Origin of the sequence: Micromonospora sp. NPDC020750 (assembly GCF_044334565.1) — a bacterium.
In the GTDB taxonomy this organism is placed as follows: Bacteria; Actinomycetota; Actinomycetes; order Mycobacteriales; family Micromonosporaceae; genus Micromonospora.
Window position 1 is genome coordinate 120,561 of sequence record NZ_JBIRTH010000010.1, and the last position, 14,836, is coordinate 135,396.

At 75.0% G+C, this 14,836-nt stretch carries 12 protein-coding genes; 7 read left to right on the top strand and 5 right to left on the bottom strand.

Translation table 11 applies throughout. From position 1 onward, the window contains the following. Positions 1-71: 71 nt before the first annotated feature. Positions 72-926: a formate dehydrogenase accessory sulfurtransferase FdhD gene (fdhD, locus tag ACH4T9_RS27120; protein ID WP_396671903.1), complete on the bottom strand. Its 855-nt coding sequence runs from the start codon at positions 924-926 to the stop codon at positions 72-74. 156 nt (positions 927-1,082) lie between these two features. Beyond that, entirely contained in the window at positions 1,083-1,670 is a 588-nt protein-coding gene (locus ACH4T9_RS27125; protein ID WP_396671904.1) for a flavoprotein, read from the bottom strand. 323 nt (positions 1,671-1,993) lie between these two features. Between ACH4T9_RS27125 and ACH4T9_RS27130 the strand changes: the two genes are divergently transcribed. The 3 genes from ACH4T9_RS27130 to ACH4T9_RS27140 all read left to right on the top strand — a co-directional run bounded on the left by ACH4T9_RS27130 (position 1,994) and on the right by ACH4T9_RS27140 (position 6,060). Beyond that, on the top strand, positions 1,994-3,184 hold the full coding sequence (locus ACH4T9_RS27130) for a hypothetical protein (RefSeq protein ID WP_396671905.1): 1,191 nt from the start codon (positions 1,994-1,996) through the stop codon (positions 3,182-3,184). Between the two features lie 108 nt (positions 3,185-3,292). Then, positions 3,293-5,413: a tetratricopeptide repeat protein gene (locus tag ACH4T9_RS27135; RefSeq protein WP_396671906.1), complete on the top strand. Its 2,121-nt coding sequence runs from the start codon at positions 3,293-3,295 to the stop codon at positions 5,411-5,413. Then, positions 5,410-6,060: a flavin reductase family protein gene (locus ACH4T9_RS27140; RefSeq protein WP_396671907.1), complete on the top strand. Its 651-nt coding sequence runs from the start codon at positions 5,410-5,412 to the stop codon at positions 6,058-6,060. The genes ACH4T9_RS27135 and ACH4T9_RS27140 overlap by 4 nt, the downstream gene beginning before the upstream one ends. Here ACH4T9_RS27140 and ACH4T9_RS27145 read toward each other — a convergent pair. Further along, positions 6,047-8,974 (bottom strand): AAA family ATPase, encoded by a 2,928-nt coding sequence (locus ACH4T9_RS27145; protein WP_396671908.1) that lies wholly within the window; start codon positions 8,972-8,974, stop codon positions 6,047-6,049. The genes ACH4T9_RS27140 and ACH4T9_RS27145 overlap by 14 nt on opposite strands. A 179-nt stretch (positions 8,975-9,153) precedes the next feature. Here ACH4T9_RS27145 and ACH4T9_RS27150 point away from each other — a divergent pair, with 179 nt between their 5' ends. From ACH4T9_RS27150 to ACH4T9_RS27160, 3 genes are all read left to right on the top strand, one after another. After that, positions 9,154-9,795 (top strand): molybdenum cofactor guanylyltransferase, encoded by a 642-nt coding sequence (locus tag ACH4T9_RS27150; protein WP_396671909.1) that lies wholly within the window; start codon positions 9,154-9,156, stop codon positions 9,793-9,795. Beyond that, positions 9,792-10,046, top strand: coding sequence for a DUF6457 domain-containing protein (locus ACH4T9_RS27155; RefSeq protein WP_350880136.1), 255 nt, complete (start codon positions 9,792-9,794; stop codon positions 10,044-10,046). The genes ACH4T9_RS27150 and ACH4T9_RS27155 overlap by 4 nt, the downstream gene beginning before the upstream one ends. A 150-nt stretch (positions 10,047-10,196) precedes the next feature. Beyond that, positions 10,197-11,300: a T3SS (YopN, CesT) and YbjN peptide-binding chaperone 1 gene (locus ACH4T9_RS27160; RefSeq protein WP_396671910.1), complete on the top strand. Its 1,104-nt coding sequence runs from the start codon at positions 10,197-10,199 to the stop codon at positions 11,298-11,300. A gap of 95 nt (positions 11,301-11,395) precedes the next feature. On the opposite strand, the gene ACH4T9_RS27165 is transcribed toward ACH4T9_RS27160, so the two are convergent. Both ACH4T9_RS27165 and ACH4T9_RS27170 read right to left on the bottom strand, forming a co-directional pair. Continuing rightward, positions 11,396-13,297 (bottom strand): beta-propeller domain-containing protein, encoded by a 1,902-nt coding sequence (locus ACH4T9_RS27165; RefSeq protein ID WP_396671911.1) that lies wholly within the window; start codon positions 13,295-13,297, stop codon positions 11,396-11,398. A gap of 76 nt (positions 13,298-13,373) precedes the next feature. Then, positions 13,374-13,829, bottom strand: coding sequence for an Lrp/AsnC family transcriptional regulator (locus ACH4T9_RS27170; RefSeq protein ID WP_350880130.1), 456 nt, complete (start codon positions 13,827-13,829; stop codon positions 13,374-13,376). Positions 13,830-13,888: 59 nt separating this feature from the next. On the opposite strand from ACH4T9_RS27170, the gene ddaH reads away from it, so the two are divergent. After that, positions 13,889-14,722, top strand: a complete 834-nt coding sequence (ddaH, locus tag ACH4T9_RS27175; protein ID WP_396671912.1) for a dimethylargininase — start codon at positions 13,889-13,891, stop codon at positions 14,720-14,722. Positions 14,723-14,836 lie beyond the last annotated feature (114 nt).

The window sequence follows — 14,836 nt, forward strand, 5'->3', positions numbered from 1 at the left end:
GACCGCCCCGTGCGGGGGGGGGGGGGGGGCAGAGCGGCTTGGCTGGGTCCTCGCCCCGATCCCGAGCGGGGTCAGTGGCCGATCCGGTGCGCCCCCGCGTACACGTTCATGGTCCGGCCGCGGAGGAAGCCGACCAGGGTCATCCCTGCCTCCTCGGCCAGCTCCGCGGCCAGGGTGCTCGGGGCGGAGACCGCCGCGAGCAGCGGCACCCCGGCCATCCACGCCTTCTGGGTCAGCTCGAAGCTCGCCCGGCCGGAGACCAGCAGCAGGTGCCCGGCCAGCGGCAGCCGCTCCTGCCGGACCGCCCAGCCGATCACCTTGTCGACGGCGTTGTGCCGGCCGACGTCCTCGCGCAGCACCACCAGATCCCCGCCGCCGGTGAACAGCCCGGCCGCGTGCAGGCCGCCGGTGCGGTCGAAGTTGCGTTGCGCCGCCCGCAGCCGGTCCGGCAGCTCGGCCAGCAGCCCGGCCGGCACGGTGAGCGGGTCGTCCGCGACGGCGAACTGGGAGCGGGTGCGTACGGCGTCGATGCTGGCCTTCCCGCACACCCCGCAGGAGCTGGTGGTGTAGAAGTTCCGCGCCGGGTCGGTGGTCGGCTCCGGCACGCCGGGGGCGAGCACCACGTCCACCACGTTGTACGTGTTCGGCGTGTCCGCGCCCGCGCAGAGCTGGGCGGTGTGCACGTCGGCGGCGGACCGGATCAGCCCCTCGGTCAGCAGGAACCCGATCGCCAGGTCCAGGTCGTCGCCGGGGGTGCGCATGGTCACCGCCAGCGGCCGTCGCCGGCCCGGCCCGCCCGGGCCGACCCGGATCTCCAGCGGTTCCTCCACGGAGACGCTGTCCGGCCGGCGCACCGCGACGCGGTCCGGGTCGGCCGCGTCGAGGTCGATCCGGAGCACGCTCCGCCGATCAGTGGCCCGTCCCATCCCGCCATCCTGCCCGAACGGCCCGGCCGGGGCGAAGCGTCCGGCCGGGAGAGCGGTAAGGCGAGTGTCGTGAGCCGAGCACGGTAAGCCGGCGGGAGCGCCGAGAGCCGAGAGCCGGGGACGCCGAGCGATGCCCGCCGACAGCCGACAGCCGGTTCAGGAGGCGGCGGCCGGGCCGGCGGGCTCCTCGGCCTCGCCGGACAGGCTGCTCTCCAGCCAGCTCGCCACGAGTTCGGCGACCGCGTCGGGCGGGGGCATGGCGATGCCGACGACGTTCTCGCGCTGCCACAGCTCGAAGATCACCCGCTCCTGCGGCTCGACGACGGTGTGGCCCTCGTCGCGCAGCGTCTCCACGTGGCGTTGGGTGGTCCGCTTCGCCCACATCGACTTGTTCATGCTCGGGAAGAAGATCGCCGGCCGGTCGCTGGCCAGCAGGGCGGTCTGCGCGGGGGTGCCGGCCAGGCCGAGTGCCGCCGCGGCGATCGTGCCGGCGGTCGCCGGCAGCACGACGATGCCGAGCGAGCGCTTGGCGAACTCGGTGGGGTTCAGCGCGGGGTCGCCGCTGGCGAACACCTCGTCCGCGTACCAGGCGGCCACCTGGGGCTGCACGAACCGCTCGGCGCTGGCGGTGAGCAGCACCCGCAGCGGCAGGTCGATCTCCTGGCGCAGCCAGGACAGGTAACCGGAGGCAGCCATCGCGGCGCTGGAGCCGCAGATGATGACCGAAAGCGCGTCGTCTCGCATGCGGACAGCGTCCCGGCGCGGGAACGCCGTGGACATGGGGGAACGGCCCCATCTTCGCCGCCGGATCGGCGCGGGAGTTTGGGGGCCGCTCCCCATGCCGCCAGGGGCTTCCGGCTGGCAGGTTCGTCCTCAGCCGGCCGCCCCCACGACCCGCCGGCCTAGGAGGTGAACGGCATGAAGAAGATCACGATCCGCAAGACGGGCTCCATCAAGCTCACCACGTCGGCGCCGCTGTACTGCACGGACTGCTGCTGACCGGTCGGCCGTCCCGGCGCGTCGGCGCGCCGGGACGGCCTTCGCCGGGCTTACGCCCTGGAGGAGCCATGTCAACCACCCGCCTGGAGTTCCATCCGCTCACGTACGTGCCGGAGCGGGACGGCGTCACTGTCGGTCGGATCGATGCCGCGTCCTTCGCCGTGCTGCCCGAGGACGGGGTCGCGCTGCTGCGCCGCCTCGCCGACGGGATGCCGGTCGGCGAGGCGGAGCAGTGGTACCGGAGCACCTTCGGGGAGCCCGTGGACATGGCCGACTTCGTCGACACGCTGCGCGAACTCGGTTTCATCCGGGCCGACGGGGAACCACCGGCCCGGGCGCCCGAGGTCCGCTTCCGGCGGCTCGGCCGCGCCGCCTTCTCCCCGCTGGCCTGGGCGGCGTACGCGCTGATCGTGATCGCCGCCGCCGTGGCCATGGTGAGCCGGCCGGAGCTGCGGCCGCACGCCCAGAACGTCTTCTTCGTCCCGTCACTGCTCGCCGTGCAGCTCGGTCTGGCCCTGTGCCAGTCACCGGGCATCCTGTGGCACGAGTGGTACCACCTGCTCGCCGCCCGACGGCTCGGCCTGCCCACCCGGATGCGGGTCGGCCGCCGGCTCTACTACGCGGTGGTGGAGACCGAGCTGGACGCCCTGCTCACCGTGCCCGCCCGGCAGCGCTACCTGCCGATGCTGGCCGGGCTGCTGGCCGACGCGGTGCTCTTCGGCGCGTTGGTGCTCGTCGCCTGGGTCGGCCTGTCCGACGGGCTGTCCTGGCCGGGACGGCTGGCGCTGGCGGTGGCGTACACCGTCCTGCTGCGGATGTCCTGGCAGTTCTACGTCTTCCTGCGCACCGACCTGTACTACGTGGCGACCACGGCGCTGGGCTGCACCAACCTGCACGAGGTGAGCCGGGCCTGGCTGCGCGACCGGTTCGCGTGGCTGCCCTGGGTGCGCCCGTCCGAAGAGCCCCAGGACGACTGGTCCCCGCGCGACCGGCAGCTCGCACCCTGGTTCGCGCTGATCACCTGCGGCGGGGTCGTGGCGCTGCTGGTGACCGTCACGCTGTGGACCGCGCCGCTGGTGCTGGAGTTCGCCTCCCGGGTCGTCTCCGCCCTGGTGAACGGCTCCCCCACCGGCCCCGGCTTCTGGGACTCGATCGGGTCGCTGCTGCTGGTCACCTTCGAGATCGTGCTGCTGCCGCTGCTCGCCGGCCGTACCCGGCGGCGGGCCGCCCCCGCACCGGACCCGGCGACGGCGGGCTGACGGCGCCCCGCCCGGCCACCCCGACCGGCCACCCCCACCCGGCCACCCCGCCCGGCCGCCCCGACACCCACCGCGACGCAAGGTCCATCCCAACGGAGGAGCAACGGCATGACTGCACACCAATGGCGGATCGGGCCGGCGCCGGTCGACGGCGAGCAGGTCGATATCGCGGTCGACTGTCACCGGGGGCTGCGTGGTCCCTACACCGGCCTGGGTAGCCTGCTGCGGCTGGTCGTACCCGAGGCGTACGGACGCTGGCCGGACCTCGTCCAGCGGCACCTGACCGAGATCCTGTCCGCCGCCCCGGAGCTGCGCGGGGCGATCGACGCGGCACCCGAGACGCTCACCTCCCTGGCGGTGCCCGAGGAGCGGACCCGGATCTACCCCGCCAACCGCACCCGCCGCCTGGCGCACGGCGCGACGGAGTTCCTCGCCGGGTACGCCGCCCGCTCCGGCCGCCGCCCGCTGCGGCTCGCGTTCGACCGGGTGGACCAGGCGGACCCCACCGATCAGGAGTTCCTCTCCATCTTCCTGCGCCGGGTGCGGCCGGACGTGGTGCGGGTGCTGATCGGCACCGGCGGCGGGGAACTGGAGCCCGAGCTGACCGCCGCCCTCGACCGGTACGCGGGGCGGCTGCCGGAGCTGACCCGGGTCGCCGGCCGGCCCGGACGTGACCCGGAGGAACTGCTCCGGGCGTACGTCGACGCGGACGGCACCTCCGCGGACCCGGCCGAACTGGCCGCGTACCGGCAGGCCGACCCGCAGGCGCGGGTGGCGCTGCACGACGCCCGCGCCGCGTTGCTGCGCGGGCGGGGCGACTGGAGCCTGGAGCTCGGCGCGATCCCCTGGCACCTGGAGCGCGGCAGCGACCCCGCCGGGGCCGGCGCGGAGGCGCTGTACGAGGCGGCGCGGCACTGCGGTGCGCTGGGCTACTACCACGCGGTGATCGATTACGGGACCCGTGGCCGGGCGATCGTCGACCCCGACACGCAGATGGAGCGGTTCTGGCTGCTCAGCACGCGGGCGAGTTCGGCGATGGTGGTGCTCGGCCGCACCGTCGAGGCGGAGCCGACCTACCTCGACCTGCGCAGTCGGTACGCGGAGCCGGAGCTGCAGATGTCCACCGGGTACGCGCTGGCCATGCTCTACACCCGCTTCCACCCGGAGGAGCGCAGGGACCACCACCTGGCCCGGGGCTACATCAACAACTCCATCGCGATCGCCTCGCTGCTGCCCGACCCGCAGAAACGTGCCTTCCACTCCGTGTTCCAGAACAACGGGCTGGCGCTGATCGAGATGCGGCTGGGCCGGCTGCCGGCGGCGCTGCGCCTGGTCGACGAGGGGCTCAACCGGCTCGACCGGGAGCTGCCCGGCGACAAGCACCGGCTGCACCGCTCGGTGCTGGTGCACAACCGGGGCAAGGCGTACCTCGCCCTGGGCCGGCTGGACGAGGCGCTGACAGACCTGACCAACGTGATCGAGCTGGACCCGAACTACGCCGACTACTACTTCGACCGGGCCGATGTGCGGCGGCGACTGGGCGACCTCACCGGCGCGGTCGCGGACTGCGACACGGCGATCAGCCTGTCGCCGCCCTTCTTCGAGCTGTACTACAACCGGGCCGACCTCAAGGCCGAGCTGGGCGACCTGGCGGGGGCGATCGCCGACTTCGGCTACGTGGTCGAGCTGGAACCCGACCAGCTCGACGCCCGGGTGAACCTGATCAGCCTGCTGCTCGACGAGGGATCGGTCGACGCCGCCCGGCGGCACGTCGAGGAGGGGCTGCTCCGCCACCCCGGCGAGGCCCGGCTGCTGCACCTGCGCGGCGTGCTGGCGGTGACGGACGGGGCGGAGGCGGACGCCCGGCGGTACTTCGACGACGCGTTGGCAACCGACCCGGCGCTGGTGGCCGCGCTGGCCAGCCGGGCCGCCCTGGCCTTCGACGGCGGGGACCATGAGCGGGCCACGGCCGACCTGACGGCAGCCCTCGCGGTGGACGCGGACAACCCGGACCTGCTGTACAACCGCGGGTTCGTCCACGAGGCGGCGGGCCGGTGGGCCGAGGCGGTCGCGGACTACAGCCGGGCGCTGGACGTGCCCGGTGCGGACCGGGAGGAACTGCTCAGCCGGCGCGCCCGCTGCCATGCCGAACTCGGCGACGTCGACGCCTCCCAGGCCGACCGGGCGGCCGGTGCCGCCGGGCAGTCGAACCTGGCCGGCGCGCGGTGACCACCACGGCCTCCCGGCGCGCCGGGGTGGGGGCCGTCCGGGTTCCACCGGCGGACCCCGCCCCGGACGCGCCGCCGTCCCCCGGGGCCGAGCCGGCCCGGAACGCCGCGTCCGGCGGCTCTGGGGTGGCCCGCTCCGTCCCGGCTGGCAGCCCCGAGCCGGCCCGGCCGACCCCGGTCAGCGGCCCCGAGCTGCGGGAGTTCATGCGCAACTGGGCCACCGGGGTGGCGGTGGTGACCAGCCGGCTGGCCGGTCGGCCGGTCGGCTGCACGGTGAACGCGTTCACCTCGGTGTCCCTGCGCCCGCCGCTGCTGCTCGTCTCGCTGGCCCGCACGAGCCGCACGCTGGCCGCGATCACGGCCGAGGGCGGCTTCGCGGTGAACCTGCTGGGCCGCCGTCAGCGGGAACTGGCCGACCGGTTCGCGACCGCCGCCGGGGACCGTTTCGCCGGCGTGGCGCACCGTACGGTCGACGGGCTGCCCCTGCTCGACGGGGCGATGGCGGTGGCGGTGTGCACGGTGACCCAGCTCATCGGCGTCGCCGACCACACGCTGGTGCTCGGCTCCCCGTACCGGTTCCAGGCCGGGGACGACGCGGACCCGGCCGTCTTCTTCGGCGGCCACTACCGGACGGTCAGTCCGGCGTGACCTCGTCCCGGACCCGGGCGGCGTAGCGGCTGAGCGCCGCCCGGTTCGCCTGTTCGGTCTTGGCGATCAGGCTCGCCACATGCTTCTCCACCGTGCGCGGCGAGATGAACAGCTCGCTGGCGATGCTGCGGTTGTCGGACCAGTCCGCCACGAGCTGGAGCACCTCGTACTCCCGCTCGGTGACCCCGATCATCCGCAGCGGCTGCGGCACCCGGCTCGTGGTGCGGCGGTACGGCACCACCACGCCGAGGCGGCGCAGGTGGGCCCGGCAGGCACGGGCCGGGGCCGGCAGCCCCGTCCGGCAGAAGTGCTCCTCGGCGGCGCGCAGCCAGTCGACCGGGTCGCCCCACCGGTCCGCGTCGGCCGCCGGCGCGACGAGGCGCAGGCCGAGGTGGACCGCCACCGGGTGTGCCTGGGCCCGCCGCACCGCCGTCACCGTCGCGCCGGCCGCCTCCCGCTCGCCCTGCCGGCCGAGCAGCACCGCCTTCGCCAACAGCACGAACTGCCGGTTCCAGTGCAGCCGCCCGGCCGGCGTCGCCCCGACCTCGCAGCACCGTCGCCAGTCGGCGTCGCCGTCCAACACCGCCAACAGCAGGCCCAGCCCCTGGTGGCCGGTGAGCGGGTAGGGCGCGGGTCGCTCGGCGTCGCACGCCACCGCCCGGTCCAGCTCGCGGCGGGCCCGTCCCGGGTCCTCCTCCAGCAGGGCGCACACCGCGCCGGCCATGCCGTGGGCGAGCGCGGCGACCGGTGGGCCCGGGTCGTCGTCCGAGAGGCCGGCCAGCACCGCGTCCAGTTGGTGCCGCCGCCCCCGGTGTCCGGCGCACACCGCGCGGACCAGCGCCAGCAGCGGCGCGCTGTCGCCCAGCCCGAGCCGGTGCGCCTCGGCCGCGCACTCCTCGACGAGCCGCTCGGCCTCGGCGTACTCGGCCCGCAGCGCGTGGTCCCAGGCGAGCAGGACGTCGACCGTGTGCCGCACGGCCGATGCGCCCGTCCGCCGGGCCCGCTCGGCGGCGCTCAGCAGCGCGTCGGTGTCCCCGGTGAGCAGCCAACGCTGCTCGGCGAGCAGCACCGCGGCCCGGTTGCGCCACAGCGGCAGGTGGTGTCGCTCGGCGAGCCGGCGCATCTGGGCGAAGCAGCACTGGGCCTCGTCCGCGCCCTGCCGCCGGGCCAGCATCCCGCGCGCCTGCCAGCCGAGGCAGGCGACGCCCGGCAGCCCGGCCAGCTCGGCCTTCCGCACCGCGTGCGCGGCGAGTCGGGCGGCCCGCTCCGGCGCCTCCGGGCCGAGGCAGGCGGCGGCGACGGCGTCGACCGCTGCGGTCTGCCGGTCGCGGGCGCCGGGGCCGAGCACCGTACGGGCGGCGTCGAGCTGCGTGGCGGCGTCGGTGCGCCGACCGGCGAGGAGGGCAAGCCGGGCGAACAGGACGTGCACCGCCGCCAGCCGCTCGGGCGGGACGGCCGGATGACAGAGGTCGTCGAGGTTGTCGAGCAGCCGTAACCCGCGCCGGGCCTCGCCGCTCTCCACCAGCGCGCAGAGCAGCTCGTGCAGCACGTCGGCGCGGAGCGGGTTGTCGGCCGACGCCTGCGACAGCCGCCACGCCCGGTCGAGGGTCTCCGTCGCCGACCGGAGCCGCCCGGCGTTGAGGTCCCGGCGCCCGGCCAGGGCGAGCAGCCGTACGGCGCCCCGCACGTCGCCCGCGAGCTGGGTGAGCCGGGCGGTGAACCGACACCACTCCCCGGGCAGGCCCGGGTACAGCTCGTTCACCGCGTCGACCGACTGAAGGGCGAGTGCGGCCTGGTCGGTGGGGGTGAGCTGGCCGAGCAGCGCGACGGCGGTCGTCATGGTGCGAAAGGCGTACCAGTCGTGGTCGTCGCCCCCGGCGGCGAGCAGGCCGGCGGTGACGGCGGCGCGCAGGTGCCCGAGCAGGTCGTCCTGTTTCATCCGCAGGGCCCGGCCGAGCACGGAGATCGGGAACCGCTCGCCGATCACGGCCGCGGCGGTGAGCAGGTGCCGGCCGGCGGGACCGAGCCGGTCGGCCTGGTCGATGACGCTGTGCCGCACGGTCGGCGGCACCTCGGTGTGCACCTCGTCGACCAACAGGCACCCGCCGGACTCCACCACCAGGGTGCCGCTGTCCCACATGGCGCTCAGCAGTTCCGTGGCCAGGAACGGGTTGCCGGCGCTGTCGCGGCAGAGCCGGTCCAGGACCGGCTCCGGTATCCGCTCCGGGGCCAGGCCCAGCCGGGACGCCGCGAGCAGGTGCACGGCCCGGCGGCCCAGCGGCTCCAGACGCAGGACGGTGCCGCTGCACCGCCGGCTGAGCGCCTGTGCCAGGTCCCACGCCGGCCCCGGCTCGGGCCGGAGGGTGGCCAGCAGCAGGGTGCCCTGGTCGGCGAGGTTGTCGGCCAGGTACTCGACCACCGCCAGCGTCGCCGGGTCGGTGTCGTGCAGGTCCTCCAGCGCGAGCAGGCAGCCCCGGCCGGCGCCGGTTACCGAGAGCAGCCGCAGCACCGCCTCGGCGAGCAGCACGGGGGACGGCACGGTCTCCGCCGTCTCCGCCGACCGGTACTCCGGGATGAGGCCGCCGAGGGCGGACCGGTAGGGCCGCAGGCTGGCGTGCTCCAGGATCGGCTCGGTGCGGAACAGCAGGGCCAACGCCTCGGTCAGGGGACGCAGGGCCACGGCGCGGACGGCCGAGCCCGCCCGGCCGAGCAGCACGCCCATCCCGGCCCGCCGCCCCCGGTGGGTCGTCTCCAGGGTCAGCCGGGACTTGCCCATGCCGTCGCCGCCGACCAGGAAGATCGTGCCGCCGCAGCCCCGCCGGGCCTGGTCCAGCGCCTCGTGCAGGAGTTCGCGTTCCCGGTCCCGGCCGACCAGGGTGGGCAGTTCCGGACGGTCGTCTGCTGGCATGTGCATCTGTCCTCCGTCCAACGTCGAGGAGCGTGGCGACCCGGCCCGGAAGCGCTGCCGACCGGCTCGGCCCAGGGGCGTCGCGAGGCTTCGGACGGAGTGTTCCTGAGCCGTCACTCTATGAAGGAATTAACAAGATTTACAGACCCGTCCGGACCGTCCGCGCCGCCCTGCCCGTCGGCTCCGTGACATGCGTCCCCGGCGCGGGCAGGCGGTACGGTGACCGTGTGGCGGGCTGGGCGGCGATCGTGTTGGCGGGTGGATCGGCGCGCCGGATGGGGGGCGTGGACAAGCCCGCCCTGCCGGTCGGCGGCCGGCCGATGCGCGACCGGGTGCTGGAAGCCGTGGCCGACGCCGACGTCCGGGTCCTGGTCGGCCCGGCCGGCCCGGTGCCGCCGGGGGTCCGGCTGACCCGGGAGAGCCCGCCGGGCGGCGGCCCGGTCGCCGCCACGGCCGCCGGCATGTCCCTGTTGCCCGCCGATACGCCGACCGTCGCTTTGCTCGCCGCCGATCTGCCTCTGCTCACCCGGGCCGCGGTGCGGGTGCTGCGTGACCAGCTCGTCGCCCCGACGGTGGACGGCGTGTGCCTCGTGGACCCCGACGGGCGGCGGCAGCCGCTGTGCGGGGTGTGGCGGGTCGCGCCGCTGCGGGCCGCCCTCGACCGGCTCGCCGCCGCCCGGGGCGGGACGCTCGACGGCGCGGCCGTGCGGGCGTTGCTCGCCGGCCTGACCGTGCGCGACCTGCCCTGGTCGGGGACGGGCCCGCCGCCCTGGTTCGACTGCGACACTGACGAGGACGTACGCCGGGCGGAGGAGTGGACGCGATGACGGTGATGGACGACTGGGTCACGGCGGCCTGCGCCGAGCTGGGCCTCGACCCGGACCAGGTGCCGGTGCCGGTCGTGCTCGACCTGGCGAGGGACGTCGCCCACCAGGTGCTGCGTCCGGGCGCGCCGGTCGGCGCGTACCTGCTCGGCCTGGCCGTGGGGCGCGGGGCCGACCCGGCCGCGACGGCCGGCCGCCTGAGCGCGCTCGCCGGCACCTGGCCGGTGGAGCTGGGCGACCAGCCTCCCGCCTGACCCCGCCTGGTTTTCCACCCGTCTCCGGCACGGGAACAGCCCGCAGCCGCCGCCTCCGGAGGGGAGCCACGGGCCGGTGTCCGATCCTGGTCGGCCTGATTCGGCTCCGGGGCGTCCTGGGTAGGGTGACCGTGACGGACGGAGGCGATCATGACGGTAGGCCACCCCTCGGCACCGGACGGAGAACCGCCAGGCGGCACGCCCGAGCAGCACGAGTCGATCCTGCTCGACGAGCCGACCACGGCTGACCTGCGGGCGAAGGTGACCGAGGCCTGGCGCGAGTTCGCCCGGGCCCTGGCCGAACGGCTGCGCGAGCTGCCAGCCGGGACACACGTCGAGCTGACCCTCGACCCCACTGCCTCCGGCACCGGGAACGCCGTCTACTCGATCAGCCTGGACTTCACCGCCGATGGCCGGCTCTCGGCGCGGGCCGTCGGCAACGCGACCCTCCCGCAGGGCTACCGGCTGGACCGGTCCGCCGTCGCCGACATGGTCGCGCTCGGCTGGTCCCCGCCCGGGGTGGTCGCCGGCTCCGGCGAGCACTTCGGCCTGGAGGGCGACACCGCCGAGGCGACCCGGCTGGCCGCGCTGCTCTCCCGCACCCTGCGGGACGTCTACGGCGCGCCGCACCCGGCCTTCCTGGTCTACGTCGTGCACGACGCCGAGGGCGAACCTGTGCCGGTGGAGCCGCTGGGCACCGCGCGCAGCGAGTTCGGCCCGGACCAGGACGTCGAGGCCGACCTGGACGAGGCGCTGGCCGCCGCGAGCACCCAGGCCGCCGGGAGCGACGTGCTGGACCTGGCTGAGCGGGTACGCACCGTCGTCTCCACCATGCTCAAGTCCAGCTCCGACCAGTTGCAGATCGACTCGGACGGGGACATCAACATCCGGGCCGGGTCGGCGATGGTCTTCGTCCGGGTGCGCGACAACCCGCCCCTGGTCGACGTCCTCTCGCCGGTGCTCACCGAGGTCGAGCCGACCGAGCGGCTCTACGTCAAGCTCTCCGAGCTGACCAACCGGATGCCGATCGGGCGGCTCTACTGCGCGGACGACACGGTGTGGGCGTCCATCCCGGTCTTCGGCCGTGACTTCCAGGCCACCCACCTGATGCTCGCCGTGCAGGTGATGACCGGCCTCGCCGACGAGCTGGACGACCGGCTGCACGGCGAGTTCGGCGGGAAGCGCTTCTTCGGCGAGGCCGACAAGCCCGGCCGGCGGGACCAGGACGAGCACCGCACCGGCATGTACCTCTGACGGAGGGGCCGGCTACGGCTGCCCCACGATGACGTCAAGGGCGGGTGGGACCCGGGCGGCCCTGTGCCGGGCCCCACCCGCCGGCAATGGGCGGCTCAGGTCGCCGGCAGCCAGGCCAGCGTGGTGCCGCCGGACGGGTCGCTGGCCCGCAGGCCGGCGTCGGAGACGGTCCAGAGGGCACCGCCGACCAGCACCGACCGGGCGACGGGAGCCCGGCCCGGGTGGGCGATCGTGCCGGCCCGCGTGACGGTCCCACCGGTGGCCCTCAGCAGCAGTAGCGAGCCGTCGTGGACCGGGAGCGCCACCAGGCCGGTCCGGGGGTCGTAGAGGAAGGCGTGCGGGTCGAACTCCGCCGTCGAGCCGGCCCTCGGCAGGTGGTACTGGGCCAGCCGGGTGGGCCGGGCCGGGTCGGCCACGTCGAACAGGGAGACCTGGAGGCCCTGCGCCCGCCCGTCGGCGTCGGCCTCCTGGCCCACCCCGATCAGCCGCCCCTCGCCGGCCGGGTGCAGGTACGCCGAGTACCCGGTGATCTTCAGCTCGCCGGTGACCCGGGGCGCCGCCGGGTCGGTCAGGTCGAGCGAGTAGAGCGGGTCGGTGCGTCGGAAGGTCACCACGTACCCGGTCGGGCCGAGGTAGCGCACCGAGTGGATCTGCTCGCCCCGGCCGAGCCCGCTGACCGTCCCGGTGCGGGCCAGGGCACCGTCCCGGCGGGTCAGCACGTACACGGCGGACTCGGTCGCCGGCCGGGCCCTGCGCCCGTCGCCGCTGCTGGTGGTGGCCACCCGCAGGTGACCCTGCCACTCCGACAGGGCGTACTGGTTGATCAAAGTGCCCGGCACCGCGCCGCTGGCCAGGTAGCGGGGCCGGCCCGGGGCGCCGGTGTCGAACTGGTGGATCACGGTGGTCGCGTCGCCCGAGAACCCGGGCCGACCGCGCGGCCGGAGTTGGCCCGGCCGCTGCTGCTGGCCGGCGAGGTAGAGACTCCCGGCGGTGCCGTAGACGGTGTCCGCGTCGCCGGCCACGCTGACCGGGTCCCCGTCGCCGAGCCGGCCCGTGGCCAGGTCGAAGCTGAGCACGGTGAGCACGGCGGTGCCGGTGCTGTCGGTTGTCGCGCTCAGCCGGTCGCAGCCGACCCGGCCGGCATCGCTGCGGCCACCCTCGGTCCGGTCGTACGTCGGCAGCCAGGCGTCCAGGTCAGCGCGGGCGATCACCGCCCGATTCGCCGCCAGCCGCTGCGCGTCGGTGGCGTCCTCGCCCAGTTCGGGGAAGACCAGCCGGGGCTGCGAGCGGACCACTACCCGGGCCGTCGGGCCGGTGAGCCGCGCGTCGAGCAGGCTCCCGTCGATCCGGTACGTCCCGGTCAGCGTGGGCCGTCCGGCCAGGTCCACCAGGAGCAGTCGGGGCCCGGTGGGCGCGTCGGCCGGACGTCGGCCGTCCGACGGCTCGACGGCCGGGCGGACCGTCGCCGATCGCACGAGGACCAGCGCCCGGTCCCCGTGCAGCAGCAGGCTGTCCGGGGACCACCCGGAACGACCGCCGTCGCCGGTCAGGTCGAGCTGCCCGGTGGCCCGCCGGGTCGCCGCGTCCACCACCCGCAGCACGCCGCCGGTGACCGTGACGATCCGCCGGCCGTCAGTCTTCACCAGGTCCGGCTCGTCGGCGCCGGGCTCGTGGTTGTTGGTGCCGGAGTGTTCTGCCGCCGCACCGGTCGCCGCTCGCGCGCCGTCCGCCGTCTTGGGCTCCATCGCCGGCTGGGCGAGCGCGCCCGGCATCATGCCCGTGCGCCAGTTGGGCTGGAGGCCCCAGGGTCCGACCGAGGCGGAGGCTGCGGCGCGCAGCCGGGTCAGCGCCTCCGCGCAGGTGTCGAAGGAGACCAGCCGGAGCGGGCCTGTCGGCGGCGGTTCCGGCTCGTGGCGTGGGAGGGCGGCGGCACTCCCGGCCAGCAGGGTGAGCGCGGCCAGCGTGCCGGCCGCGGCGGCGAGGTGTCCCCGTGTCATGCCCGCTTCGACGCCGCGCGTCCGGCTCCGGTTCCCGGTCCCGTCGCGGTCGGGCCGACGCCGGCTCGTGGGCCGCTCACGCGGAGGGCCCGACGCCGGGGATCTCGACCAGACGGGACAGCACGATGGTGCTCCGGGTCGAGGTGACGAAGGACTCGGCGCGCAGCCGTTCCAGGGCATCCTCCAGGTGGGCGATGTCCGCGGCGCGCAGGTGCACCAGCGCGTCCGCCTCCCCGGAGACGGTGTACGCGCCGACCACCTCGGGGTGCCGGCGGACGGCCACACCGATCTGGGCGGGAGTGGTCCGTCCGGCGCAGAACAGCTCGACGAACGCCTCCGTCGTCCAGCCGACGGCGGCCGGGTCGACGACGGCCGTGAACCCCCGGATGACCCCGGTGGCGCGCATCCGGTCGACCCGGCGTTTGACGGCGGGGGCGGAGAGTGACACCCGGGTGCCGATGTCGGCGTACGACGCGCGGGCGTCTGCCACGAGTAGCGCAATGATTCGCTGGTCTACGGCGTCTATCTGCAACGTTTCGCCTTCGGGAAGCAATGGTTGTGGCTGTTACCAAAGTTGTACGGTACCTACCCTTGGTCACCGTGAACCAGCAGCGAGTCTCGCGAAAGCGGACATACCTCATGTGCTCGCCGGAGCACTTCGCCGTCGAGTACGCGATCAACCCGTGGATGGACGTCACCACTCCCGTCGACGCGGAGCTGGCGGTCAACCAGTGGGACCGTCTGCGGGGGACCCTGGTCGGCCTCGGTCACGAGGTCCACCTGCTCACTCCCGAGCCGGGGCTGCCCGACATGGTGTTCGCCGCCAACGGCGCGTTCATGGTCGACAGGACGGTGTACGGCGCCCGGTACAAGCACGAGCAGCGGGCCGCCGAGGCCGCCCTGCACCGGGCGTTCTACGAGGCCCAGGGGTGGCGGTTCATCGCACCGGGCGAGACCAACGAGGGCGAGGGCGACTTCGTGTACCTGCCGGAGGCGCACGGGGGCCTGATCCTCGCCGGCCACGGCTTCCGCACCGAGTTGCCCGCGCACGCCGAGGCGCAGGAGGCGCTCGGCCGACCGGTGGTGTCGCTGCACCTGGTCGACCCGCGCTTCTACCACCTCGACGTGGCACTGGCCTCGATCGACGACGGGAACATCGCCTACTACCCGGGTGCCTTCTCGGCGGCCAGCCAGCAGGTCCTCGCCCAACTCTTCCCGGACGCGGTGCTCGCCGACGACGCCGACGCCCTGGCCTTCGGGCTGAACCTGGTCAGCGACGGCGCGAACGTCGTGCTCAACGCGGCCGCGACCCGGCTCGCCGGCAGGCTCAAGGCCGCCGGATACACGCCGGTGCCGGTCGAGCTGTCCGAGTTGAAGAAGGGTGGCGGCAGCGTCAAGTGCTGCGTCGCCGAACTGCGTCACTGACCACGACGACGCTCGACAGCCGCACCACGGCACCACCGCACGGCCGGCCGCACGGGCGCGCCGACGGACGATGGGCCGGTCTCACCTGGTGGGGACCGGCCCATCACACGTCCG